24 protein-coding genes are annotated in these 24725 nt (G+C 40.2%); 23 read left to right on the top strand and 1 reads right to left on the bottom strand.

The genetic code is table 11. The features are described 5' to 3' along the window. The first annotated feature begins 87 nt into the window (after window positions 1-87). The 10 genes from rpsA to AAFQ93_RS07805 all read left to right on the top strand — a co-directional run bounded on the left by rpsA (window position 88) and on the right by AAFQ93_RS07805 (window position 10628). Entirely contained in the window at window positions 88-1290 is a 1203-nt protein-coding gene (rpsA, locus tag AAFQ93_RS07850; protein ID WP_375555104.1) for a 30S ribosomal protein S1, read from the top strand. Window positions 1291-1375: 85 nt separating this feature from the next. Then, window positions 1376-1873 carry a GAF domain-containing protein gene (locus tag AAFQ93_RS07845; protein ID WP_061863210.1) on the top strand — a complete coding sequence of 166 codons (498 nt, stop codon included), beginning with the start codon at window positions 1376-1378 and terminating at the stop codon, window positions 1871-1873. Further along, complete coding sequence (gene dnaX / locus AAFQ93_RS07840) at window positions 1873-3537, top strand: DNA polymerase III subunit gamma/tau (protein ID WP_375555103.1); 1665 nt, start codon at window positions 1873-1875, stop codon at window positions 3535-3537. Before AAFQ93_RS07845 ends, dnaX begins: the two co-directional genes overlap by 1 nt. A 22-nt stretch (window positions 3538-3559) precedes the next feature. Then, the gene (locus tag AAFQ93_RS07835) at window positions 3560-3754 is read left to right on the top strand and encodes a DUF3272 family protein (protein WP_049503772.1); all 195 of its coding nucleotides are present in this window, start codon (window positions 3560-3562) and stop codon (window positions 3752-3754) included. Between the two features lie 152 nt (window positions 3755-3906). Beyond that, window positions 3907-4677, top strand: coding sequence for a Fe-S cluster assembly ATPase SufC (gene sufC, locus AAFQ93_RS07830; RefSeq protein WP_375555102.1), 771 nt, complete (start codon window positions 3907-3909; stop codon window positions 4675-4677). 27 nt (window positions 4678-4704) lie between these two features. Next, the gene (gene sufD / locus AAFQ93_RS07825; protein WP_375555101.1) at window positions 4705-5967 is read left to right on the top strand and encodes a Fe-S cluster assembly protein SufD; all 1263 of its coding nucleotides are present in this window, start codon (window positions 4705-4707) and stop codon (window positions 5965-5967) included. A gap of 10 nt (window positions 5968-5977) precedes the next feature. After that, window positions 5978-7204, top strand: coding sequence for a cysteine desulfurase (locus AAFQ93_RS07820; protein ID WP_375555100.1), 1227 nt, complete (start codon window positions 5978-5980; stop codon window positions 7202-7204). Beyond that, window positions 7191-7631: a Fe-S cluster assembly sulfur transfer protein SufU gene (gene sufU, locus AAFQ93_RS07815; protein WP_375555099.1), complete on the top strand. Its 441-nt coding sequence runs from the start codon at window positions 7191-7193 to the stop codon at window positions 7629-7631. Before AAFQ93_RS07820 ends, sufU begins: the two co-directional genes overlap by 14 nt. 57 nt (window positions 7632-7688) lie before the next feature. Continuing rightward, a complete protein-coding gene (gene sufB, locus AAFQ93_RS07810; protein ID WP_375555098.1) occupies window positions 7689-9101 on the top strand; it encodes a Fe-S cluster assembly protein SufB in 1413 nt (470 codons plus the stop codon). A 129-nt stretch (window positions 9102-9230) separates the two neighbouring features. Next, the gene (locus tag AAFQ93_RS07805; protein ID WP_375555097.1) at window positions 9231-10628 is read left to right on the top strand and encodes an APC family permease; all 1398 of its coding nucleotides are present in this window, start codon (window positions 9231-9233) and stop codon (window positions 10626-10628) included. Between the two features lie 36 nt (window positions 10629-10664). Here AAFQ93_RS07805 and pbp3 read toward each other — a convergent pair whose 3' ends face one another. Next, complete coding sequence (pbp3, locus tag AAFQ93_RS07800; RefSeq protein ID WP_375555096.1) at window positions 10665-11906, bottom strand: D-alanyl-D-alanine carboxypeptidase PBP3; 1242 nt, start codon at window positions 11904-11906, stop codon at window positions 10665-10667. 105 nt (window positions 11907-12011) lie between these two features. Between pbp3 and AAFQ93_RS07795 the strand changes: the two genes are divergently transcribed. From AAFQ93_RS07795 to cvfB, 13 genes are all read left to right on the top strand, one after another. Beyond that, on the top strand, window positions 12012-13121 hold the full coding sequence (locus AAFQ93_RS07795; protein WP_375555095.1) for an AI-2E family transporter: 1110 nt from the start codon (window positions 12012-12014) through the stop codon (window positions 13119-13121). Between the two features lie 413 nt (window positions 13122-13534). Further along, window positions 13535-14731, top strand: coding sequence for an elongation factor Tu (gene tuf, locus AAFQ93_RS07790; RefSeq protein WP_001040718.1), 1197 nt, complete (start codon window positions 13535-13537; stop codon window positions 14729-14731). 158 nt (window positions 14732-14889) lie between these two features. Next, the gene (gene proB, locus AAFQ93_RS07785; RefSeq protein WP_375555094.1) at window positions 14890-15999 is read left to right on the top strand and encodes a glutamate 5-kinase; all 1110 of its coding nucleotides are present in this window, start codon (window positions 14890-14892) and stop codon (window positions 15997-15999) included. A gap of 9 nt (window positions 16000-16008) precedes the next feature. Further along, the gene (locus tag AAFQ93_RS07780; protein ID WP_375555093.1) at window positions 16009-17271 is read left to right on the top strand and encodes a glutamate-5-semialdehyde dehydrogenase; all 1263 of its coding nucleotides are present in this window, start codon (window positions 16009-16011) and stop codon (window positions 17269-17271) included. Between the two features lie 3 nt (window positions 17272-17274). Further along, window positions 17275-18072 (top strand): pyrroline-5-carboxylate reductase, encoded by a 798-nt coding sequence (gene proC / locus AAFQ93_RS07775; RefSeq protein WP_045763719.1) that lies wholly within the window; start codon window positions 17275-17277, stop codon window positions 18070-18072. A gap of 119 nt (window positions 18073-18191) precedes the next feature. Then, the gene (gene tmk, locus AAFQ93_RS07770) at window positions 18192-18830 is read left to right on the top strand and encodes a dTMP kinase (protein ID WP_070461005.1); all 639 of its coding nucleotides are present in this window, start codon (window positions 18192-18194) and stop codon (window positions 18828-18830) included. Further along, entirely contained in the window at window positions 18827-19723 is an 897-nt protein-coding gene (locus AAFQ93_RS07765) for a DNA polymerase III subunit delta' (protein WP_223139864.1), read from the top strand. The genes tmk and AAFQ93_RS07765 overlap by 4 nt, the downstream gene beginning before the upstream one ends. A 24-nt stretch (window positions 19724-19747) precedes the next feature. After that, entirely contained in the window at window positions 19748-20065 is a 318-nt protein-coding gene (gene yabA / locus AAFQ93_RS07760; RefSeq protein WP_001034369.1) for a DNA replication initiation control protein YabA, read from the top strand. Window positions 20066-20067: 2 nt separating this feature from the next. Further along, window positions 20068-20946, top strand: a complete 879-nt coding sequence (rsmI, locus tag AAFQ93_RS07755; protein WP_375555092.1) for a 16S rRNA (cytidine(1402)-2'-O)-methyltransferase — start codon at window positions 20068-20070, stop codon at window positions 20944-20946. Between the two features lie 134 nt (window positions 20947-21080). Further along, window positions 21081-22415, top strand: a complete 1335-nt coding sequence (trmFO, locus tag AAFQ93_RS07750; protein ID WP_223139862.1) for a methylenetetrahydrofolate--tRNA-(uracil(54)-C(5))-methyltransferase (FADH(2)-oxidizing) TrmFO — start codon at window positions 21081-21083, stop codon at window positions 22413-22415. A gap of 86 nt (window positions 22416-22501) precedes the next feature. Continuing rightward, complete coding sequence (gene pyrH, locus AAFQ93_RS07745; protein WP_000433488.1) at window positions 22502-23236, top strand: UMP kinase; 735 nt, start codon at window positions 22502-22504, stop codon at window positions 23234-23236. 9 nt (window positions 23237-23245) lie between these two features. Continuing rightward, window positions 23246-23803 carry a ribosome recycling factor gene (frr, locus tag AAFQ93_RS07740; protein ID WP_001262232.1) on the top strand — a complete coding sequence of 186 codons (558 nt, stop codon included), beginning with the start codon at window positions 23246-23248 and terminating at the stop codon, window positions 23801-23803. 60 nt (window positions 23804-23863) lie between these two features. Continuing rightward, the gene (gene cvfB, locus AAFQ93_RS07735; RefSeq protein ID WP_375555091.1) at window positions 23864-24718 is read left to right on the top strand and encodes an RNA-binding virulence regulatory protein CvfB; all 855 of its coding nucleotides are present in this window, start codon (window positions 23864-23866) and stop codon (window positions 24716-24718) included. Window positions 24719-24725: the final 7 nt, after the last annotated feature.

Here is a 24725-nt window from a genome sequence, read left to right as displayed (position 1 = left end):
CGATATAACATGTCTTTGCGGGTGCTTAGGAAAAAATTATAAGTATGTCAAGTTTAAGAAAAACTTGATTGTTGGAGGATTTTTTAGATGAACGAATTTGAAGATTTGCTAAATAGCGTTAGCCAAGTTGAGCCAGGTGATGTTGTTAGTGCTGAAGTATTGACAGTTGATGCTACTCAAGCTAATGTTGCAATCTCTGGAACTGGTGTTGAAGGTGTCTTGACTCTTCGCGAATTGACAAACGATCGCGATGCAGATATCAATGACTTTGTAAAAGTAGGTGAAGTATTGGATGTTCTTGTACTTCGTCAAGTAGTTGGTAAAGGTACTGATACAGTAACATACCTTGTATCTAAAAAACGCCTTGAAGCTCGCAAAGCATGGGATAAACTTGTAGGACGTGAAGAAGAAGTTGTTACAGTTAAAGGAACTCGCGCTGTTAAGGGTGGACTTTCAGTAGAATTTGAAGGTGTGCGTGGATTTATCCCAGCTTCAATGTTGGATACTCGTTTTGTACGTAACACTGAGCGTTTTGTAGGTCAAGAGTTTGATGCTAAAATCAAAGAAGTTGATCCTAAAGAAAACCGCTTCATCCTTTCACGTCGTGAAGTTGTAGAAGCAGCTACTGCAGCAGCTCGTGCTGAAGTATTCGGTAAATTGGCTGTTGGTGATGTTGTAACTGGTAAAGTTGCACGTATCACAAGCTTCGGTGCTTTCATCGACCTTGGTGGTGTTGACGGATTGGTTCACTTGACTGAATTGTCACACGAACGTAACGTTTCACCAAAATCAGTTGTAACTGTTGGTGAAGAAGTTGAAGTGAAAATCCTTGATCTTAACGAAGAAGAAGGACGTGTATCACTTTCACTTAAAGCTACAACACCTGGACCATGGGATGGCGTTGAACAAAAATTGGCTAAAGGTGATGTTGTAGAAGGTACAGTTAAACGTTTGACTGACTTCGGTGCATTTGTTGAAGTATTGCCAGGTATCGATGGACTTGTTCACGTATCACAAATTTCACACAAACGTATTGAAAATCCAAAAGAAGCTCTTAAAGTTGGTCAAGAAGTTACTGTTAAAGTTCTTGAAGTTAACGCTGATGCAGAACGTGTATCTCTTTCTATCAAAGCTCTTGAAGAACGTCCAGCTCAAGAAGAAGGACAAAAAGAAGAAAAACGCGCTCCACGTCCACGTCGTCCAAAACGTCAAGAAAAACGTGATTTTGAACTTCCTGAAACTCAAACAGGATTCTCAATGGCTGACTTGTTCGGAGACATCGAACTTTAATCCATTCGAATTTGAATAAAATCCTTTGTTTTTAAAACAAAGGATTTTTCTTTTTTCTACTAGCATTTTTTGATATAATGGTTTTATGTTATATTCAGAAAAAGAATCACTTTATCAAACAATAAATGAACAGCTCTCTTATCTTTTAGAAGGAGAGCCCAATGTGTTGGCTAATCTATCAAATGCCAGTGCTCTGCTAAAAACAAGTTTTCCCAATACTGTTTTTGCAGGTTTCTATCTATTTGATGGGAATGAACTGATCTTGGGACCCTTTCAAGGTGGAGTTTCATGTGTACGAATCGCTCTTGGAAAAGGTGTTTGTGGAGAGTCTGCAGCTAGTCGTCAAACAGTGATTGTTGGTGATGTTAAAACCTATCCAAACTATATTTCTTGTGATAGTAGTGCTCGTAGTGAAATTGTTGTGCCGATGGTTAAAGAGGGACGTCTTCTGGGCGTTCTAGATTTAGATTCATCTCTTGTTGATGATTATGATGACTTGGATCTGAAATATCTAGAAGAGTTTGTTGCTATTTTGTTAGAGAAAACCGAATGGATTTTTTCAATGTTTGAGGAGAAAGCGTAATGTATCAGGCCCTTTATCGAAAATATAGAAGTCAAACATTTTCACAGTTAGTAGGTCAGGAAATTGTTGCAAAAACTCTGAAACAAGCCGTAGAGCAGGAAAAGATTAGCCATGCCTATCTATTTTCAGGGCCTCGTGGAACTGGAAAAACCAGTGTAGCCAAAATTTTTGCCAAGGCTATGAACTGCCCTAATCAAGAGGGAGGAGAACCTTGCAATAACTGTTATATCTGTCAAGCTGTAACAGACGGTAGCTTGGAAGACGTTATCGAAATGGACGCGGCCTCTAACAATGGAGTGGATGAAATTCGTGATATCCGCGATAAATCAACCTATGCTCCAAGTATAGCTCAGTATAAGGTCTATATCATTGATGAGGTTCATATGCTTTCAACAGGAGCCTTCAATGCCCTTTTGAAAACTCTTGAAGAACCAACTCCTAATGTTGTTTTTATCCTAGCAACAACAGAGCTTCATAAGATTCCTGCAACCATTTTGTCTCGTGTTCAACGCTTCGAGTTCAAATCTATTAGAACTCAGGATATTCGAGATCATATTTTCCATATTTTGGAGAAGGAAGGGATTGATTATGAGTCTGAAGCTGTCGAGATTATCGCTCGTAGAGCCGAAGGTGGTATGCGGGATGCTTTGTCCATTTTAGACCAAGCATTGAGCTTGACTCAAGATGCTAGATTAACGACAGCTGTTTCTGAGGAAATTACTGGGACTATTAGTCTAAGTGCTTTGGATAATTATGTGGCTGCCTTGGCACAAAAAGATGTGACTCGTGCTTTGGAAAATCTAAATTTGATTTTTGATAACGGAAAAAGCATGACACGATTTGTAACGGATTTGTTGCAATACTTGCGAGATATTTTGATTGTTCAAACTGGAGGGGAGAATACTCACTATAGTGATCTCTTCAAGGATAACCTAGGTCTTTCACAGGCTGTTTTGTTCGAGATGATTGGAATTGCAACAAGTAGTTTAGCTGATATCAAGGCTAGCTTACAGCCTAAGATTTATGCGGAAATGATGACCATTCGTTTGACAGAGCTTGATTCCCAACCAGAACTTTCAGGTGATGTGGCTGAGGAATTATCTTCTCTTAGAGAAGAAGTTACTCGATTGAAACAGGCTCTGGCAAATGTTAACACGAGTCCTAAGCAGACAACACCAACGCCAAGTCGCCCAGTTAACAGCAAGTCAATTTATCGCGTAGATCGCAATAAGGTTCAGTCTATTCTTCAAGAAGCGGTTGAAAATCCTGATTTAGCCCGTCAAAATCTAATACGTCTTCAAAATGCTTGGGGAGAAGTTATTGAAAGCTTGTCAGGTCCTGATAAGGCACTTTTAGTTGGTTCTCAACCTGTTGCGGCTAATGAACATCATGCCATTCTTGCATTTGAGTCTAACTTCAATGCTGGTCAGACCATGAAACGTGATAATCTCAACACCATGTTTGGTAATATCCTTAGTCAAGCAGCGGGATTTTCACCAGAGATTCTTGCTATATCTATGGACGAGTGGAAAGAAGTCAGAGCTGATTTCTCAGCAAAGGCTAAATCGTCTCAAGGTCAACCGGTTAAGGAAGAAGTTGAAGAATCTGTCCTTCCTCAAGGATTTGAATTTCTAGCGGATAAAGTGACCATAGCAGAAGATTAAAAGGATTTTGTAACATAATACGATGAACAGACAACAATTTATAATCATGGCCTTATTTACTGCTGCTGAGACCTATTTCCTTAATGAATCCATCATGGAGCAACGGTATATTATGGCCTTGCTTTGGGCTATTTTAATCCTAAGAAATTTTAGAGTCAGCTATATTATGGGTAAAATTGTCAACGCTATTGATGACCATTTTCGAGGAAAGAAGTAACCCTCAGCTTCTAGGCAAAATTAAAGCCTTTTAGGCTTTTTTTTGTTATACTATTAAAGTATATTTATTGACATTTTATCGTTTTTTACTAGAAAAATAAGGACAATTTTCTAGCGAAAATGGTAAAACGGATTGAAAAGAAAGGAATTATCATGTCAGTATTAGAGATCAAAGATCTTCACGTTGAAATTGAAGGAAAAGAAATTTTAAAAGGGGTCAATCTGACTCTTAAAACAGGAGAGATTGCAGCTATCATGGGACCAAATGGAACTGGGAAATCAACTCTTTCTGCCGCTATTATGGGAAATCCTAACTATGAAGTAACCAAAGGTGAAGTCTTGTTTGACGGCGTAAACATCCTTGAATTGGAAGTTGACGAGCGTGCGCGTATGGGGCTTTTCCTGGCTATGCAATACCCATCAGAAATTCCAGGAATTACCAATGCAGAATTCCTTCGTGCATCTATAAATGCTGGTAAAGAAGATGATGAGAAGATTTCAGTGCGTGAGTTTATCACTAAGCTAGACGAAAAAATGGAATTGCTCAACATGAAAGAAGAAATGGCAGAGCGTTACCTCAACGAAGGTTTCTCAGGTGGTGAGAAAAAACGTAACGAAATTCTTCAACTCTTGATGTTGGAACCAACATTTGCACTTTTGGATGAGATTGACTCTGGTCTTGATATTGATGCCCTTAAAGTTGTTTCTAAAGGTGTGAATGCTATGCGTGGTGAAGGCTTCGGTGCCATGATTATTACTCACTACCAACGTCTTTTGAACTATATCACACCAGATGTGGTACACGTTATGATGGAAGGTCGTGTTGTTCTTTCTGGTGGTCCAGAATTGGCGGCACGTTTGGAACGTGAAGGATACGCAAAATTAGCTGAAGAACTTGGCTATGACTACAAGGAAGAATTGTAATTCCCTCGTATCTTTTAGGAGAAGTAAATGACTAAAGAAACTATTAAACTTTTTTCAGAAATGCACGCTGAACCAAGCTGGTTGTCTGAACTCCGTCAAAAAGCTTTTGACAAAATTGAGAGCCTAGAATTACCAGTCATTGAGCGTGTCAAATTTCACCGTTGGAATCTTGGTGACGGAACTATCACAGAAAGCGAACCCTCAGCAAATGTTCCTGACTTCACAGCTTTAGATAATCATTTAAAGTTGGTGCAAGTTGGAACTCAAACTGTTTTTGAGCAAATTCCAGTTGAGTTGGCTGAACAGGGTGTTGTCTTCACAGACTTTCATTCAGCTTTAGAAGAAATTCCAGAGCTGATCGAAGAATTCTTCATGTCATCTGTTAAGTATGACGATGATAAGTTGGCGGCCTACCACACAGCTTATTTCAATAGTGGTGCTGTTCTCTACATTCCTGATAACGTGGAAATTGCTGAACCAATCGAAGGAATTTTCTACCAAGACAGCGATAGCGATGTGCCATTTAACAAGCACATTCTGATCATTGCAGGTAAAAACTCTAAAATCAGCTACCTCGAACGTTTAGAATCACGCGGTGAGGGTAGTGCTAAGGCGACTGCTAATATCACTGTTGAAGTGATTGCACGTTCTGGTGCTCAAGTGAAATTTGCTGCAATTGACCGTCTTGGTGTGAATGTCACTGCCTACATTAGCCGTCGTGGTAAATTAGGCAACGATGCAAGTATTGACTGGGCCATCGGTGTCATGAACGAAGGAAATATCGTTGCTGACTTTGATAGTGACTTGATTGGTAATGGTAGCCATGCAGACCTTAAGGTCGTAGCACTTTCAAGCGGTCGTCAGGTACAGGGAATTGATACTCGAGTGACTAACTATGGTTGCAACTCTATCGGTAATATCCTCCAACATGGGGTTATCCTTGAAAAAGCAACTTTGACCTTCAACGGTATCGGTCACATCATCAAGGGCGCTAAGGGAGCAGATGCCCAACAAGAAAGTCGTGTTCTCATGCTTTCAGATCAGGCTCGTTCAGACGCCAACCCAATTCTTTTGATTGATGAAAATGATGTTACTGCAGGACACGCAGCGTCTATCGGACAAGTTGATCCAGAAGACATGTATTACCTCATGAGTCGTGGATTGGATAAGGCAACTGCAGAGCGCTTAGTTGTTCGTGGTTTCCTTGGATCTGTTATCGTTGAGATTCCAGTCAAAGAAGTTCGCGATGAAATGATTGCAACGATCGAAGAAAAATTGTCAAAACGCTAAGGGGAAGCCTATGTTAGATGTAGAAGTGATTCGCAAGGATTTTCCGATTTTAGACCAGATTGTCAATGACGAACCTCTGGTTTATTTGGATAATGCTGCGACGACACAAAAACCACTAGCTGTTCTTGAAGCGATTAATCATTACTATGAGCAGGACAATGCCAATGTTCACCGTGGGGTTCATACCTTGGCTGAAAGGGCGACAGCATCTTATGAAGCTGCTCGTGAAACCATTCGGAAGTTTATCAATGCAGACTCCACAAAGGAAGTTCTCTTTACCAGAGGTACGACAACTAGTCTTAATTGGGTAGCACGTTATGCTGAAGAAATCTTGACTGAGGGAGATCAGGTCTTGATTTCTGTCATGGAACATCACTCCAATATTATCCCATGGCAGGAAGCTTGCCGAAAGACTGGGGCAGAGCTTGTTTATGTCTATCTCAAAGATGGAGCTCTGGATATGGGTGACTTGCGTTCTAAATTAACTGACAAAGTTAAATTTGTTTCACTAGCTCACGCATCAAACGTTCTTGGAGTGGTTAATCCTATCAAAGAAATTACTCAATTAGCTCATGAAGTTGGAGCCATCATGGTGGTAGATGGTGCTCAATCTACACCTCATATGAAGATTGATGTTCAGGACTTGGATGTGGACTTCTTTGCCTTTTCAGGTCACAAGATGGCTGGTCCAACTGGTATTGGCGTCCTTTACGGTAAAGAAAAGTATCTGGAACAAATGTCACCAGTTGAATTCGGTGGCGAAATGATTGATTTCGTCTATGAGCAATCTGCTAGCTGGAAGGAGTTACCTTGGAAATTCGAGGCTGGAACTCCCAATATGGCTGGAGCTATTGGATTTGCAGCTGCCGTGGATTATCTTGAAAAGATTGGTATGGATGCCATTGAATCTCATGAACAAGAACTGATTGCATACGTATTTCCAAAATTGCAGGAAATTGAAGGTTTGACCATTTACGGTTCGCAAGATTTGGCTCAGCGTTCAGGTGTTATTGCCTTTAATCTAGGGGACCTTCATCCTCACGACCTTGCGACAGCTCTAGATTATGAAGGAGTAGCAGTTCGTGCCGGTCACCATTGTGCTCAACCTCTGCTTCAATATTTGGACGTCCCAGCAACAGCTCGTGCAAGTTTTTATATCTACAATACCAAGGCAGATTGCGACAAGCTGGTCGATGCTTTACAAAAGACAAAGGAGTTTTTCAATGGCACTTTCTAAACTAGATAGCCTCTATATGGCGGTGGTAGCGGACCATTCAAAAAATCCTCATCATCAAGGGAAGTTAGAAGATGCTGAACAAATCAGTCTCAACAATCCTACCTGTGGTGATGTTATCAATCTCTCTGTCAAGTTTGGTTCTGACGATCGTTTGGAAGATATCGCTTTTCTAAACTCTGGCTGTACCATCTCAACTGCCTCTGCTAGTATGATGACAGATGCCGTTTTGGGTAAGACCAAGCAAGAAATCCTAGAGCTTGCGACCATTTTTTCAGAAATGGTTCAAGGACAAAAAGATGACAAACAAGATAGTCTTGGAGACGCAGCCTTCTTGTCAGGAGTTGCCAAATTTCCGCAACGAATCAAATGTGCAACCCTAGCTTGGAACGCCCTTAAGAAAACAATCGAAAATCAAGAAAACAAATAAGACAAGCTTCTTTTGTCTTATGAAATATTAGAAATGAAGAATGAAAGAAAGGATATTATGGCTGAAGAAAGAGTAGAACCAAAACCAATTGATCTTGGTGAATATAAATTTGGTTTCCATGATGATGTAGAGCCTGTCCTATCGACAGGCAAAGGACTCAACGAAGGTGTTATTCGTGAATTATCTGCTGCCAAGGGTGAGCCTGAGTGGATGTTAGAATTCCGTTTGAAATCTTATGAAACCTTCAAAAAAATGCCCATGCAAACCTGGGGAGCAGACTTGTCAGAGATTGATTTTGATGACTTGATCTACTACCAAAAACCTTCTGATAAACCAGCACGTTCTTGGGATGATGTACCTGAAAAGATTAAAGAAACCTTTGAACGTATTGGGATTCCAGAAGCTGAGCGTGCCTATCTAGCTGGAGCTTCTGCCCAGTATGAGTCAGAAGTGGTTTACCACAACATGAAGGAAGAATTTGAGAAGTTAGGTATCATCTTTACAGATACGGATTCTGCCCTCAAGGAATACCCAGACTTATTTAAACAATACTTTGCGAAATTGGTACCGCCGACAGATAACAAGTTAGCTGCCCTCAATTCAGCAGTGTGGTCAGGTGGAACCTTTATCTATGTACCAAAAGGTGTCAAGGTAGATATTCCACTTCAAACTTACTTCCGTATCAACAACGAAAATACTGGTCAGTTTGAACGTACCTTGATTATCGTTGATGAGGGAGCAAGTGTCCACTACGTAGAAGGATGTACAGCTCCAACTTATTCAAGCAACAGCTTGCACGCAGCCATTGTAGAAATCTTTGCTTTGGACGGAGCTTATATGCGTTATACAACCATCCAAAACTGGTCTGATAACGTCTATAACTTGGTTACAAAACGTGCTAAGGCTCAAAAAGACGCGACTGTTGAGTGGATTGATGGAAACTTGGGTGCTAAAACGACTATGAAATATCCATCTGTATACTTAGATGGAGAAGGAGCGCGTGGTACCATGCTTTCTATCGCCTTTGCTAATGCTGGACAGCATCAGGACACTGGTGCTAAGATGATCCACAATGCTCCACATACTAGTTCATCTATCGTATCTAAGTCTATTGCCAAAGGCGGAGGTAAGGTTGACTATCGTGGACAGGTAACCTTTAATAAAAACTCTAAGAAATCTGTTTCTCACATCGAGTGTGATACCATTATCATGGATGACTTGTCAGCATCAGATACCATTCCATTTAATGAAATCCACAACTCACAAGTTGCTTTGGAGCACGAAGCCAAGGTTTCTAAGATTTCAGAAGAACAACTCTATTACCTTATGAGTCGTGGCTTGTCAGAGACTGAAGCAACTGAAATGATTGTCATGGGATTTGTAGAGCCCTTCACCAAAGAACTTCCAATGGAGTATGCAGTTGAGCTTAATCGCTTGATTAGCTACGAAATGGAAGGATCTGTCGGATAAACTTTATGAACGGAAACTGAGCAAGTATTACATTTGTTCAGTTTTTTTTGATGAAAGATGCTAATAAATATTCACAAAAATCCTTATATATGATAAAATAATACAATCTTATAAATTGGGAGATGAATAATGAATATTTTTAGAACCAAAGACGTTAGTCTAGGTAAGACAGAAATGCATCGCCATTTAAAACTATGGGATTTAATTCTCTTGGGAATTGGTGCTATGGTGGGAACAGGTATTTTTACGATTACAGGAACTGCTGCAGCAACATTAGCAGGACCTGCCCTTGTGGTATCGATTGTAATTTCTGCTATCTGCGTGTCCTTATCTGCACTCTTTTTTGCAGAATTTGCTTCTCGTGTTCCTGCAACGGGTGGAGCATATAGTTATTTATATGCAATTTTGGGTGAATTCCCAGCCTGGATAGCTGGTTGGTTAACCATTATGGAATTTATGACAGCAGTTTCAGGTGTTGCTTCTGGTTGGGCGGCCTATTTTAAAGGTTTGCTTAGCCATTATGGAATTTCCTTGCCACAAGCCTTAAATGGAACTTTTAATCCTGAACATGGTACTTATATTGATTTTTTACCAATTTTAGTAATTCTACTTGTTACAGGCGTTGTACTTTTAAATTCGAAAGCAGCTCTCCGTTTTAATTCTATTCTTGTTGTTTTAAAATTTTCTGCTCTTGCCTTATTTATTCTAGTTGGTATTTGGTACATTAAACCTGAAAATTGGTCAGATTTTGCACCATTTGGTTTTGGTCAAATTTATGGTGGAAGCACTGGAATTATGGCAGGTGCTTCACTGATGTTCTTTGGATTCTTAGGGTTTGAGTCCATTTCTATGGCAGTTGACGAAATTCAAAGTCCACAAAAGAATATTCCACGTGGGATTGTTTTATCCTTAACCATTGTAACCATTCTGTATGCCTTGGTTACCTTGATATTGACAGGTATCGTTCATTATAGCAAGCTCAATGTTGATGATGCAGTGGCTTTTGCTCTGAGAAGTATCGGTATTGGTTGGGCAGCTAATTATGTTTCACTTGTTGCAATTTTTACTTTGATTACGGTATGTATTTCCATGACTTACGCCTTGTCTCGAATGATTTATAGTTTGGCACGTGATGGGCTCATGCCTCAGAGTTTCAAACAAGTGACTAAGACCAGTCGTGTCCCTAAGAATGCGACCATTTTAACAGGTGTTGTTTCAGCTATTGCAGCGGGAATTTTCCCACTGGCAAGTATCGCAGCCTTTCTCAATATCTGCACCTTAGCCTATCTTATTCTCCTAGCCTATGGGATCATCAAATTGAGAAAAGATAAGGGTATGCCCAAAGAGGGAGAATTTAAAACACCCCTGGTTCCTTTTTTACCAATCTTGTCTATTCTGATCTGCCTTTCATTTATGCTCCAATATACCCTTGAAACATGGATGGCATTTGGACTAGCTTTATTAATAGGAGTTATTATTTACTTTGTTTACGGATATAACCATTCGACTGTAGCTAAAAATGAATAAAGAAAAAAATCGCGAATTTCGCGATTTTTCGATTTTTTATAACTTCTCGTTAACAAAACGAACGAAGCGATTCCACCAAACTTTTAAGAAGAAGGCTTTTTCGACATTTTTTTCTGCGACCATCTCAAAACTAGGTTTGTCAGTTGTAATGTATCCTTGACCAACTAGATCCTTGTCTTCATAAGTCAAATGTCCAACGACAGTTCCTGCCTCTAGTGGAGCAGTGTGTTCAGTAGTATCCGCTGAGTAGGTAATAGTTGATTGTGTACGACTACCAAGACGTTGTACGATTTTGATATCTTCTTTGGCGACAGCTGTAACTGTATCTTCCTTCCCATCTAATACAGGCGATTTACTATCTTCATAACTCTCTCCTTGTTTGACAATTGTCTGAAGAGCAAAGTTTGATGAGATGTAATCTAAAATAGAAGAAGTAGCTGTGAAGCGTGCATATGGATTAGTATCTTGGTTGTCAGCGTTTAAGACAACTGTGATGATGCGCATTCCTTTTTCTACAGTCGTACCTACAAAGGATGCTCCAGCTTTATCAGTCGTACCAGTTTTAAGTCCATCAACACCACCACGATAGGCAGGCATTCCTTCCAACATATAGTTGGTAGAATGAATGGTCATCCCTGCAAAAGTAGAAGAAGGTTTCTTGGTGATTTCTAAAACTTGAGGATACTTGAGGATGAGGTTGCGAGCAACGACAGCAACATCATAAGCGCTCAATTTGTTTTCATCATCTTTCTTTGAACCAGGATAGATATTAGTGCCAAGAGTTTCATTATTGAGTCCAGTTGTGTTGACGAGTGTAGCATCTTGAATTCCCCATTCTTGTAGTTTGGCCTTCATCATATCTACAAAGTCCTTCTCAGAACCAGCAATTTTTTCAGCTAAAGCGATAGCAGCACTGTTAGCGCTAGATACCAAAGTCGCTTCTAGCAATTCTTCGACAGTGTAATTTCTAGCTTCCATGGGAACATTACTAGCCGCAGAATTAGTTGTCAACTGGTAGGGGTAATCAGAAATTTCTACAGGAGTAGAAAGAGAGATTTTCCCCTGTTCCAAGGCTTCGTAAACGAGATATACGGTAAGCAATTTGCTAATAGAAGCAATTTCAACAGGTTGAGTAGCATCTTTTTCGTATAAAATCTTACCGCTATTAGCTTCAACAGCAATCGCATGTTTTGCAGCTACATCAAAATCCTGGGCCGAAACAGTTGTAGCCGAACCGAAAAAAAATAATGTGATTAGGGTTAAAAATAATTTCTTCATAGTAACTTTATTCTATCACAAAGACAAAAGATATTCTTGTTTTTGTGATGAAAGTTATCAATCTTTTTTGAAATATGGTAAAATAGGGAAAAGAGGAGGTGGCCTATGTTTCGGAGAAACAAACTATTCTTCTGGACAACTGAAATTCTACTAATAACCTTAATTTTCTATCTATGGAAAGAAATGGGTGCTATTATTACACCCTTTGTTAGTGTTGCAAATACAATCATGATTCCTTTTTTATTGGGAGGATTTTTGTATTATCTAACTAACCCAATTGTTATCTTTTTAGAGAAGGAATGCAAAATCAATCGAATCATTGGGATTTTGTTAACCCTTTGTGCCTTAGTTTGTGCACTCGTACTTAGTTTTGTTTATCTGCTGCCGATTTTGATTAATCAGTTAAGTAGCTTAATTTACTCGAGTCAAAACATTTACGGTCGTCTTCAAGATTTAGTCATTGAGTTATCAAAACATCCAGCCCTGCAAAATCTAGATATCCAACAAACTATTCAGCAACTGAACCTCTCTTATGTTGATATTTTGCAAAATATCTTGAACAGTGTGACAAATAGTGTTGGAAGTGTTCTATCTGCACTCGTAAGCACTGTATTGATTATCATCATGACACCAGTTTTCTTGATTTACTTATTACTTGATGGGCATAAATTTTTACCCATGCTAGAAAGAACGATATTAAAACGAGATAAATTGAACATATCTGGTTTATTGACAAACCTAAATACAACTATTTCTCGTTACATTAGTGGAGTGTCTATAGATGCAGTTATTATTGGATGTTTAGCTTTTATCGGTTATAGTGTGATTGGTCTAAGATATGCCTTGGTCTTCGCCATTTTTTCTGGATTGGCTAATTTGATTCCGTATGTAGGACCAAGCATTGGCTTGATTCCAATGATCATCTCAAATCTCTTCACCGATCCTCATAAAATGATTATTGCTGTCATTTATATGTTGATTATTCAGCAAGTTGATGGAAATATTTTATATCCACGTATTGTGGGTGGGGTTATGAAGGTTCACCCAATTACTATTTTAGTCTTGCTTTTATTATCAAGTAATATTTATGGTGTGATTGGGATGATTGTTGCTGTTCCAACCTATTCCATTTTAAAAGAGATTGCTAAATTCTTAGCGCGACTGTATGAAAATCATAAGGAAGCACAAGAAGTTAAGAAACATCTATCAGAATAAAGATGTCGGGATAAAAAATCCCGACCTTTTTTTGATCATTGTATCTTTGGCGCTGTAGTTGATCAACCTTTTTATTGGTTTTCAAACTCTCAAATCTCTTATAATGAAACTTTAATTTTTCTATACATAAATTTTTTACAAACAACTGAATGATTGAAGTCTTTCGGGGCTGGAAATAAGAAATTCAGACTTGGGTTATCGATTTATGGTCTATCGCCTTTTGCTAAAATAAACCTATTTATAGATATTTTAAATAAATTGGTAGAGGAAGTAGAGCAAGAATAAGAATAATTCACAAAAACTTTGTAAAACACTTGCAATTTAGCTGAAATTTGATAAAATAGTAAGGAAAGTTAGACTGTATTGCCTACTGTCTATCTATAAAATATATTTTATTGGAGGCTTTTACTCAAATGGCAAAAGAAAAATACGATCGTAGTAAACCACACGTTAACATTGGTACTATCGGACACGTTGACCACGGTAAAACTACCCTAACTGCAGCTATCACAACTGTTTTGGCACGTCGCTTGCCTTCAGCAGTTAACCAACCTAAAGACTATGCGTCTATCGATGCTGCTCCAGAAGAACGCGAACGCGGTATCACAATCAACACTGCGCACGTTGAGTACGAAACTGAAAAACGTCACTACGCTCACATCGACGCTCCAGGACACGCGGACTACGTTAAAAACATGATCACTGGTGCCGCTCAAATGGACGGAGCTATCCTTGTAGTAGCTTCAACTGACGGACCAATGCCACAAACTCGTGAGCACATCCTTCTTTCACGTCAGGTTGGTGTTAAACACCTTATCGTCTTCATGAACAAGATCGACTTGGTTGACGACGAAGAATTGCTTGAATTGGTTGAAATGGAAATCCGTGACCTTCTTTCAGAATACGACTTCCCAGGTGACGATCTTCCAGTTATCCAAGGTTCAGCTCTTAAAGCTCTTGAAGGTGACTCTAAATACGAAGACATCATCATGGAATTGATGAACACTGTTGATGAGTACATTCCAGAACCAGAACGTGACACTGACAAACCATTGCTTCTTCCAGTCGAAGACGTATTCTCAATCACTGGACGTGGTACAGTTGCTTCAGGACGTATCGACCGTGGTACTGTTCGTGTCAACGACGAAATCGAAATCGTTGGTATCAAAGAAGAAACTAAAAAAGCTGTTGTTACTGGTGTTGAAATGTTCCGTAAACAACTTGACGAAGGTCTTGCAGGAGACAACGTAGGTGTCCTTCTTCGTGGTGTTCAACGTGACGAAATCGAACGTGGACAAGTTATCGCTAAACCAGGTTCAATCAACCCACACACTAAATTCAAAGGTGAAGTTTACATCCTTACTAAAGAAGAAGGTGGACGTCACACTCCATTCTTCAACAACTACCGTCCACAATTCTACTTCCGTACTACTGACGTTACAGGTTCAATCGAACTTCCAGCAGGTACTGAAATGGTAATGCCAGGTGATAACGTGACAATCGACGTTGAGTTGATCCACCCAATCGCCGTAGAACAAGGTACTACATTCTCTATCCGTGAGGGTGGACGTACTGTTGGTTCAGGTATGGTTACAGAAATCGAAGCTTAATTCGATTTAGTTCCCAGAAGAACAATTATTTAAGTCAGACACTAAAAGAATCTTGCTTTGCAAGGTTCTTTTTTTTTCGATCAAAAGTGAGAGAGTTCCTTTTTTACAATTTCATAAAATCATGGTAAAATGGTTAAATATTAAATTTGGAGAGAAATATGAAGTACAAGCGTATCGTATTTAAGGTAGGGACTTCATCCTTGACTCATAAAGATGGAAGTTTATCTCGCAGTAAAGTAAAAGCTATTACACAGCAGCTAGCAATGCTACATGAAGCAGGTCATGAGCTGATTTTGGTGTCTTCTGGGGCTGTTGCAGCAGGTTTCGGAGCCTTAGGATTTAAAAAACGACCAACAAAGATTGCGGATAAGCAAGCTTCAGCGGCGGTTGGTCAAGGATTGCTTCTGGAAGAATATACAACAAATTTGCTCTTAAGACAGATTGTTTCAGCGCAAATCTTGCTAACTCAGGATGATTTTGTCGATAAACGACGTTATAAAAATGCCCATCAAGCTTTGTCAGTCCTGCTTAATCGTGGTGCGATTCCTATTATCAATGAAAATGACAGTGTCGTTATTGATGAGCTCAAGGTCGGGGATAATGATACGCTCAGTGCTCAGGTAGCTGCAATGGTGCAAGCAGATCTTTTGGTTCTCTTAACAGATGTAGACGGTCTTTATACTGGTAATCCTAACTCGGATCCAAGAGCTAAACGCTTGGAGAGAATCGAGACCATCAATCGTGAAATTATCGATATGGCTGGCGGAGCAGGTTCATCTAATGGAACTGGAGGTATGCTGACTAAGATAAAGGCAGCGACCATTGCGACAGAGTCAGGAGTACCTGTTTATATTTGTTCATCCTTGAAAGCTGATGCTATGATAGAGGCAGCAGAGAAGACCAAGGACGGTTCTTACTTTGTTGCACAGGAGAAGGGGCTCCGTACCCAGAAACAATGGCTAGCCTTTTATGCCAAAAGTCAGGGGGCTATTTGGGTTGATAAAGGTGCTGCAGAAGCTCTCTCTCAACATGGTAAAAGTCTACTTTTATCAGGTGTTGTAGATGTTGAGAGCAATTTTTCTTATGGCGATATTGTTACGGTTTTTGATAAGGAAACTGGAAAATCACTTGGAAAAGGTAGAGTACAACTAGGTGCATCGGGGCTGAAAGATGTCCTTCGATCTCAAAAAGCCAAGGGGGTCTTGATTCACCGTGATGACTGGATTTCCATTACTCCTGAAATCCAACTACTCTTTACAGAATTTTAGAGGTAAACTATGGTAAGTACACAAGAACAATTTGAACAGGTACAGGCTGTTAAAAAATCGATCAATACAGCTAGTGAAGAGGTGAAAAACCAAGCCTTGCTAGCCATGGCTGATCACTTATTAGCAGCTACTGAAGAGATTTTAACAGCTAATGCTAACGATATGGAAGCGGCCAAAGGTAAAATCTCAGATGTTATGCTGGATCGTCTTTATTTGGATGCAGGGCGTATAGAAGCTATGGCAACTGGGATTCGTGAAGTAGTTGCTTTACCAGATCCAATCGGTGAAGTTTTAGAAACTAGTCAGCTTGAAAACGGCCTGGCCATCACCAAGAAACGTGTAGCCATGGGGGTTATCGGTATTATCTATGAAAGCCGTCCAAATGTGACGTCTGATGCAGCTGCTTTGGCTCTTAAGAGTGGAAATGCGGTTGTTCTTCGTAGTGGTAAGGATGCCTATCAAACAGCTCATGCTATTGTCATAGCCTTGAAAAAGGGCTTGGAGACAACGACTATTCATCCAGATGTCATTCAATTAGTAGAAGATACTAGCCGTGAAAGTAGTTATGCCATGATGAAGGCCAAGGGCTATCTAGACCTCCTTATTCCTCGTGGAGGGGCTGGCTTGATCAATGCTGTCGTTGAGAATGCTATTGTACCAGTCATCGAGACAGGGACTGGGATTGTCCATGTCTATGTGGATAAGGATGCAGACGAAGACAAGGCTCTGTCTATCATCAACAATGCTAAAACCAGTCGTCCCTCTGTTTGCAATGCCATGGAGGTTCTACTTGTTCATGAAGACAAGGCAGCAAGCTTCCTTCCTCGCTTGGAGCAAGTTCTGGTTGCCGATCGAAAAGAAGTTGGACTTGAACCTATTCAATTCCGTTTAGATGAAAAAGCTAGTCAATTTATTTCCGGGATAGCAGCAGAGCCACAAGATTTTGATACCGAGTTTTTGAACTATATCTTAGCCGTTAAGGTCGTTTCTAGTCTTGAGGAAGCAGTTGAACATGTCGAAGCTCACAGTACCCATCATTCGGACGCTATTGTGACAGAAAATGCTGATGCTATAGCTTACTTTACAAATCAAGTGGACTCGGCAGCGGTTTATGTCAATGCTTCGACTCGTTTCACAGATGGTGGCCAATTTGGTCTGGGTTGTGAAATGGGGATTTCTACTCAGAAATTACATGCGCGTGGTCCAATGGGCTTAAAGGAATTGACCAGCTACAAATATGTAGTTACTGGTGATGGACAGATAAGGGAGTAAGAGATGAGGATTGGATTTATCGGTTTGGGAAATATGGGTTCCAGCTTGGCTAAGGCTGTCTTGCAGGCAAAAATGAGTTATCAGATTCTCCTCGCTAATCGTAGTCAAGCTAAGGTGGATGCTTTTATTGCCAATTATGGTGGTCTGGCTTCTAGTAATGACGAAATCTTTGCAGAAGCAGATGTGATTTTTCTAGGAGTGAAGCCAGCTCAATTCTCAGAACTGCTTACTCAATATCAGTCAATCCTTGAGAAACGAGAAAGTATTCTTTTGATTTCCATGGCAGCTGGTTTGACCTTGGAAAAACTCGCTAGTCTTCTTCCAAGTCACCATAGGATTATTCGCATCATGCCTAATACACCTGTTGCTATTGGGCAAGGAGTGATTAGCTATGCCTTGTCTGCAAATTGTCATCCCGAAGACAGTGAACTTTTTTGTCAACTATTAGCCAAGGCTGGCCAGTTGGTTGAAATAAGTGATGGTTTAATAGATGCAGCAACAGGACTTGCAGGCTGTGGACCAGCCTTTGTCTATCTATTTATCGAAGCTTTGGCAGATGCAGGAGTTCAAACAGGATTGCCAAGAGAAACGGCATTGAAAATGGCGGCTAAAACAGTAGTTGGTGCAGGTCAAATGGTCCTAGAAAGTCAGCAACATCCTGGAGTCTTGAAAGACCAAGTTTGCAGTCCAGGTGGTTCAACCATTGCTGGTGTATCAAGTCTAGAAGAACATGCTTTTAGAGGAACCGTTATGGATGCTGTCAATCAAGCCTACAAAAAAACTCAAGAATTAGGCAAATAAGAGGTGAGTGTTAAAACTCACACTCTTTTTTTCTTACAAAGAAGGAAATGAAAAAAGCTTTTCACAAATCCCTATTTTTTTGATAGAATAGAAGAGAGAAAAATAGAAATGAGTCAGACATGTCAAAAGGATTTTTAGTCTCTCTTGAGGGACCAGAGGGAGCAGGAAAAACAAGCGTTCTTGAAGCCTTAATCCCTATATTAGAGGATAGGGGAGTAGAAGTTTTAACAACGCGCGAACCAGGTGGGGTCTTAATTGGAGAAAAAATTCGCGAAGTTATCCTAGATCCTAGTCATACTGAAATGGATCCTAAGACTGAGCTTCTCCTCTATATTGCTAGTCGTCGACAACACTTGGTGGAAAAGGTCTTACCAGCACTTGCAGCTGGAAAACTGGTTATCATGGATCGCTTTATCGATAGTTCTGTTGCTTATCAGGGCTTTGGGCGTGGTTTAGATATCGATGCCATTGATTGGCTTAATGAGTTTGCGACAGATGGACTGAAACCTGATTTGACTCTTTATTTTGATATTGAAGTCGAAGAGGGGCTGGCACGTATTGCTGCCAACAGTGATCGGGAGGTAAATCGTTTGGACATGGAAGGTCTGGATCTACACCGAAAAGTTCGTCAAGGTTACCTTTCTCTTCTTGAAAGAGAAGGAAATCGCATCGAAAAAATCGATGCTAGCCTACCACTTGATCAAGTGATTGAAAATACGCAACAGCTACTTTTTGATAGGATGGGATTAAGGAGATGAAGCAAGAGCAATTAAGAGCTTGTCAACCTCTACAATTTGAACGTTTTGTCCATATCTTGGACCAAGGGCAGCTCAATCATGCCTATCTCTTTTCAGGTAATTTTGGAAGTTTAGAGATGGCCCTTTTCTTGTCTAAAAGTCTCTTTTGTAGTGAGAAAAATGGTATTTTTCCTTGTGAAAAATGTCGGAATTGTAAATTGATTGAGCAGGAAGAGTTTCCTGATGTGACCATAATTAAACCTCTAAATCAAGTCATTAAGACGGAGCGTATTCGAGAATTAGTTGGTCAATTTTCCCAGTCTGGTATTGAGAATCAACGTCAGGTCTTTATTATCGAGCAAGCGGAAAAAATGCATGTGAATGCTGCAAATTCACTCTTGAAGGTTATTGAAGAGCCACAAAGTGAGATTTATATTTTCTTTTTGACCGATGATGAGGAACAGATGTTACCAACGATTCGAAGTCGGACACAGATTTTCCAATTTAAGAAACAAGTCTCAACTTTAATGTCACAGCTTGAAGAGGCTGGTTTAGTAAAAAATAAAGCTAAGCTATTGGCTCAGTTTAGTCAATCTCAGGCGGAGGCTGATAAGCTTGTCCATCAAGCAGGATTTTGGACACTAGTAGATGAAAGTGAACGCCTCTTTTCTTGGCTTTTAGCCCATAAAAAAGAATCCTATTTGCAAGTTGCAAAATTAACGAGTTTGTCTGATGATAAAGAAAAGCAAGATCAAGTGCTCAGAATTTTAGAGGTACTAGCTGGTCAAGAGATTCTCAATGTTTCAGCTCGTAATATTTTGCAAAATCTCGTCCAAACTCGTAAAATGTGGCGGGCCAATGTTAGCTTTCAAAACGCTTTGGAATACCTGGTTTTACAAAAAAATTTAAAGTAAAGATAGATTATAGAAAGGGCTGTAATGAATAAAAAAGAATTATTTGATGCTTTAGATGACTTTTCACAGCAATTGTTGGTAACCTTGGCAGACGTCGAAGCTATCAAGAAAAATCTCAAGAGTCTGGTAGAGGAAAATACAGCTCTTCGTTTAGAAAATGATAAACTGAGAGAACGTTTGGGAGAGGTTGAGGAGACAGCTCCAGCCAAAACGAAACATGTAAGGGAAAATGTCCGTCGCATTTATGAGGACGGTTTTCATGTTTGCCGTGACTTTTATGGCCAACGTCGAGAGCAAGATGCAGAATGCATGTTTTGTGATGAGTTGTTATTTAGGGAGTAAGTATGCAGATTCAAAAGAGTTTTAAGGGACAAACTCCCTATGGCAAGCTTTATCTAGTCGCAACGCCAATCGGTAATCTAGATGATATGACTTTTCGCGCTATTCAGACCTTGAAAGAGGTTGACTGGATCGCGGCAGAAGATACTCGTAATACGGGACTTTTGCTCAAGCATTTTGAGATTTCAACCAAGCAAATCAGTTTTCACGAACACAATGCCAAGGAAAAAATTCCTGATTTGATTGGTTTGTTGAAACAAGGTCAAAATCTTGCCCAAGTATCTGATGCAGGGATGCCTAGTATTTCTGACCCGGGGCATGATTTGGTCAAGGCTGCTATCGAAGAAGATATTGCAGTTGTCACAGTTCCTGGAGCTAGTGCAGGAATTTCTGCCTTGATTGCTAGCGGCTTGGCACCACAACCCCACATCTTTTATGGTTTTCTACCACGAAAATCAGGTCAGCAAAAGCAATTTTTCGAAGCGAAAAAAGCTTATTCAGAGACCCAGATTTTCTATGAATCTCCTCACCGTGTGGCGGATACGCTAGAAAATATGCTAGAAGTCTGCGGTGATCGCTCGGTGGTTTTGGTCAGAGAATTGACCAAAATCTTTGAAGAATATCAACGTGGAACTATTACTGAATTATTAGAAAGTATTTCTCAAACACCTCTTAAAGGCGAATGCCTTCTCATTGTAGAAGGTGCTAGTCAAGAAGTAGAGGATAAGGATGAAGAGGATTTATTTTCTGAGATACAGGACCGCATTCAGCAAGGCATGAAGAAAAATCAAGCCATTAAGGAAGTTGCAAAGATTTACCAATGGAACAAAAGCCAGCTCTACGCTGCTTATCACGAATGGGAAGACAATCAATCCAATGACTAAACAGGGAAGTTTGCCTTCTTCCCTTTTTTTGTTATACTAGAAGAAGAAAAAAATAGAAAGATTTGTGGGTGTCAAACAGTCTAGTGACTTATTCTGGAATGAACTTAAGTTTCACCCAAAGAGGTATTAGTGTCGTGTCTCAATCTTATATCAATGTTATCGGTGCGGGTTTGGCAGGTTCTGAAGCAGCCTACCAAATCGCAGAGCGTGGTATTCCAGTTAAACTTTATGAAATGCGTGGTGTCAAGTCAACACCGCAACACAAAACTGACAATTTTGCAGAGTTGGTCTGCTCTAACTCTTTACGTGGGGATGCTCTTACAAATGCTGTCGGTCTCCTCAAAGAAGAAATGCGTCGTCTTGGTTCTCTTATCCTAGAATCAGCAGAAGCTACGCGAGTTCCTGCTGGTGGTGCTCTCGCGGTTGACCGTGATGGTTTCTCTCAAATGGTTACTGAAAAGATTGCCAACCATCCCTTGATTGAAGTGGTACGTGACGAAATCACAGAATTGCCAACAGATGCCATTACAGTTGTTGCGACTGGTCCTTTGACTAGTGATGCTCTTGCTGAAAAGATTCACGCTCTTAACGGCGGGGACGGTTTTTATTTCTACGACGCGGCAGCTCCAATTGTAGATGTTAATACCATTGATATGAATAAGGTCTATCTCAAATCTCGTTATGATAAGGGAGAAGCAGCCTATCTCAATGCTCCTATGACCAAACAAGAGTTTATGGATTTCCATGAAGCCTTGGTCAATGCAGAAGAAGCTCCGTTGAATTCTTTCGAAAAAGAAAAATATTTTGAAGGATGCATGCCAATCGAAGTCATGGCTAAACGGGGTATCAAAACCATGCTCTATGGTCCTATGAAACCAGTTGGTTTGGAGTATCCAGACGATTACACAGGTCCTCGTGATGGAGACTTTAAAACTCCTTATGCGGTCGTTCAGCTTCGTCAGGACAATGCTGCAGGTAGTCTTTATAACATCGTTGGTTTCCAAACTCACCTTAAATGGGGAGAGCAGAAGCGTGTCTTTCAAATGATTCCAGGTCTCGAAAACGCTGAGTTTGTTCGCTATGGAGTTATGCACCGTAATTCTTACATGGATTCACCAAATCTTCTTGAGCAGACTTATCGTTCTAAGAAACAGCCAAATCTATTCTTTGCTGGTCAGATGACGGGTGTGGAAGGCTATGTTGAGTCAGCGGCATCAGGTCTAGTAGCTGGTATTAACGCAGCTCGTCTTTTCAAGAGCGAAAGCGAGGCTATTTTCCCAGAGACAACAGCAATTGGAAGTCTAGCTCATTACATCACCCATGCTGATAGTAAACACTTCCAACCAATGAACGTCAATTTCGGAATTATCAAGGAATTGGAAGGCGACCGCATTCGTGATAAGAAGGCTCGTTATGAAAAAATTGCAGAGCGTGCTTTGGCTGATTTGGAAAACTTCTTATCCGTTTAAAATTTTCAAAAGAATAACTCATGATACTATAAAAATCTTAGAAATTGTGATAAAATAGTTTGAATAAAATAAAGGAGCTAAGTCAGGTGGAACCCAAATATAAACGTATTTTGATTAAGTTATCAGGTGAGGCCCTTGCTGGCGAACGTGGTGTCGGAATTGATATCAAAACAGTTCAAGCAATGGCTCAAGAAATTCAAGAAGTACATAACTTAGGTATTGAGATTGCCCTCGTTATTGGTGGAGGAAATCTCTGGCGTGGAGAACCTGCAGCAGAAGCTGGAATGGATCGTGTTCAAGCAGACTATACAGGAATGCTTGGAACCGTTATGAATGCTCTTGTAATGGCAGATTCATTGCAACAAGTTGGTGTGGATACACGTGTTCAAACAGCCATTGCCATGCAACAAGTAGCAGAACCTTACGTTCGTGGTCGTGCCCTTCGTCATCTTGAAAAAGGACGCATTGTTATCTTTGGTGCGGGAATTGGTTCACCATACTTCTCAACAGATACAACAGCGGCTCTTCGTGCAGCTGAGATTGAAGCGGATGCTATCTTGATGGCTAAGAATGGAGTTGATGGTGTCTACAATGCTGATCCTAAAAAAGATAAGACAGCTGTTAAATTTGAAGAGTTGACTCACCGTGACGTGATTAATAAAGGTCTCCGTATCATGGACTCAACAGCGTCAACACTTTCAATGGACAATGATATTGACTTGGTAGTTTTCAACATGAACCAACCAGGAAATATTAAACGTGTTGTATTTGGTGAAAATATCGGAACTACAGTTTCAAATAATATCGAAGAAAAGGAATAAGAAAAGATTATGGCAAACGCAATCGTAGAAAAAGCAAAAGAGAGAATGACCCAATCTCACCACTCACTTGCTCGTGAGTTTGGAAGTATTCGTGCTGGCCGTGCTAATGCTAGCTTGCTTGACCGCATCCACGTTGAGTACTATGGTGTTGAAACACCACTTAACCAAATTGCTTCTATCACAATCCCAGAAGCGCGTGTCTTGTTGGTAACACCATTTGACAAATCATCTTTGAAAGATATCGAACGTGCTTTGAATGCTTCAGACCTAGGTATTACACCAGCTAACGATGGTTCTGTTATTCGCTTGGTAATCCCAGCTCTTACAGAAGAAACTCGTCGCGACCTTGCTAAAGAAGTGAAAAAAGTCGGTGAAAATGCTAAAGTTGCTATCCGTAATATCCGTCGTGATGCTATGGACGAGGCTAAGAAACAAGAAAAAGCAAAAGAAATCACTGAAGACGAATTGAAGACTCTTGAAAAAGATATTCAAAAAGCAACAGACGATGCTGTTAAACACATCGACGAAATGACTGCCAACAAAGAAAAAGAAATCTTGGAAGTCTAAGAAATAAACAGAAAAACTCAGTTGGCATTGCTGGCTGAGTTTTATTCGAAAGAAGGAAATATGAATACAAATCTTGCAAGTTTTATCGTTGGACTCATCATCGATGAAAATGACCGTTTTTACTTTGTTCAAAAGGATGGTCAAACATATGCCCTAGCTAAAGAAGATGGTCAGCATACAGTTGGTGATACGGTCAAAGGTTTTGCTTACACAGACATGAAGCAAAAACTACGTTTGACAACTATAGAAGTGACTGCTACTCAGGACCAATTTGGTTGGGGAACTGTAACAGAGGTTCGTAAGGACCTGGGTGTTTTTGTTGATACAGGATTACCAGACAAGGAAATCGTTGTGTCACTAGATATTCTCCCTGAACTTAAAGAACTCTGGCCAAAGAAAGGTGATCGACTTTATATTCGTCTAGAAGTGGATAAGAAGGACCGTATCTGGGGAATCTTAGCTTATCAGGAAGATTTCCAACGATTGGCACGTCCTGCCTACAATAACATGCAGAATCAAAATTGGCCTGCCATTGTTTACCGTCTCAAATTATCAGGAACCTTCGTCTATTTACCAGAGAACAACATGCTTGGATTTATCCATCCAAGTGAGCGCTATGCAGAACCACGTTTGGGCCAAGTGCTAGATGCGCGTGTCATTGGTTTCCGTGAGGTTGACCGTACTCTTAATCTTTCTCTAAAACCACGTTCTTTTGAGATGTTGGAAAATGATGCTCAGATGATTTTGACCTACTTGGAAAGCAATGGTGGCTTCATGACCTTGAATGATAAGTCATCACCAGATGATATCAAGGCCACTTTCGGTATTTCAAAAGGTCAATTTAAAAAAGCACTCGGTGGTTTGATGAAGGCTGGCAAAATCAAGCAAGATCAGTTCGGCACAGAGTTGATTTAGGAGGCTT

Origin of the sequence: Streptococcus nidrosiense (genome assembly GCF_042140045.1) — a bacterium.
Lineage (GTDB): Bacteria > Bacillota > Bacilli > Lactobacillales > Streptococcaceae > Streptococcus > Streptococcus nidrosiense.
This window is presented reverse-complemented; position numbering and strand designations above follow the sequence as displayed.

Bases quoted from the DNA above. Each gene is read 5' to 3' on its own strand.
- tuf (WP_001040718.1), top strand. From the start codon at position 13,535: ATGGCAAAAGAAAAATACGATCGTAGTAAACCACACGTTAACATTGGT.
- AAFQ93_RS07845 (WP_061863210.1), top strand. From the start codon at position 1,376: ATGTTATATTCAGAAAAAGAATCACTTTATCAAACAATAAATGAACAG.
- AAFQ93_RS07780 (WP_375555093.1), top strand. From the start codon at position 16,009: ATGGTAAGTACACAAGAACAATTTGAACAGGTACAGGCTGTTAAAAAA.
- AAFQ93_RS07820 (WP_375555100.1), top strand. From the start codon at position 5,978: ATGTTAGATGTAGAAGTGATTCGCAAGGATTTTCCGATTTTAGACCAG.
- proB (WP_375555094.1), top strand. From the start codon at position 14,890: ATGAAGTACAAGCGTATCGTATTTAAGGTAGGGACTTCATCCTTGACT.
- sufD (WP_375555101.1), top strand. From the start codon at position 4,705: ATGACTAAAGAAACTATTAAACTTTTTTCAGAAATGCACGCTGAACCA.
- rsmI (WP_375555092.1), top strand. From the start codon at position 20,068: ATGCAGATTCAAAAGAGTTTTAAGGGACAAACTCCCTATGGCAAGCTT.
- AAFQ93_RS07765 (WP_223139864.1), top strand. From the start codon at position 18,827: ATGAAGCAAGAGCAATTAAGAGCTTGTCAACCTCTACAATTTGAACGT.
- rpsA (WP_375555104.1), top strand. From the start codon at position 88: ATGAACGAATTTGAAGATTTGCTAAATAGCGTTAGCCAAGTTGAGCCA.
- AAFQ93_RS07795 (WP_375555095.1), top strand. From the start codon at position 12,012: ATGTTTCGGAGAAACAAACTATTCTTCTGGACAACTGAAATTCTACTA.
- AAFQ93_RS07805 (WP_375555097.1), top strand. From the start codon at position 9,231: ATGAATATTTTTAGAACCAAAGACGTTAGTCTAGGTAAGACAGAAATG.
- proC (WP_045763719.1), top strand. From the start codon at position 17,275: ATGAGGATTGGATTTATCGGTTTGGGAAATATGGGTTCCAGCTTGGCT.
- dnaX (WP_375555103.1), top strand. From the start codon at position 1,873: ATGTATCAGGCCCTTTATCGAAAATATAGAAGTCAAACATTTTCACAG.
- yabA (WP_001034369.1), top strand. From the start codon at position 19,748: ATGAATAAAAAAGAATTATTTGATGCTTTAGATGACTTTTCACAGCAA.
- frr (WP_001262232.1), top strand. From the start codon at position 23,246: ATGGCAAACGCAATCGTAGAAAAAGCAAAAGAGAGAATGACCCAATCT.
- pbp3 (WP_375555096.1), bottom strand. From the start codon at position 11,906: ATGAAGAAATTATTTTTAACCCTAATCACATTATTTTTTTTCGGTTCG.
- sufU (WP_375555099.1), top strand. From the start codon at position 7,191: ATGGCACTTTCTAAACTAGATAGCCTCTATATGGCGGTGGTAGCGGAC.
- sufB (WP_375555098.1), top strand. From the start codon at position 7,689: ATGGCTGAAGAAAGAGTAGAACCAAAACCAATTGATCTTGGTGAATAT.
- sufC (WP_375555102.1), top strand. From the start codon at position 3,907: ATGTCAGTATTAGAGATCAAAGATCTTCACGTTGAAATTGAAGGAAAA.
- AAFQ93_RS07835 (WP_049503772.1), top strand. From the start codon at position 3,560: ATGAACAGACAACAATTTATAATCATGGCCTTATTTACTGCTGCTGAG.
- cvfB (WP_375555091.1), top strand. From the start codon at position 23,864: ATGAATACAAATCTTGCAAGTTTTATCGTTGGACTCATCATCGATGAA.
- tmk (WP_070461005.1), top strand. From the start codon at position 18,192: ATGTCAAAAGGATTTTTAGTCTCTCTTGAGGGACCAGAGGGAGCAGGA.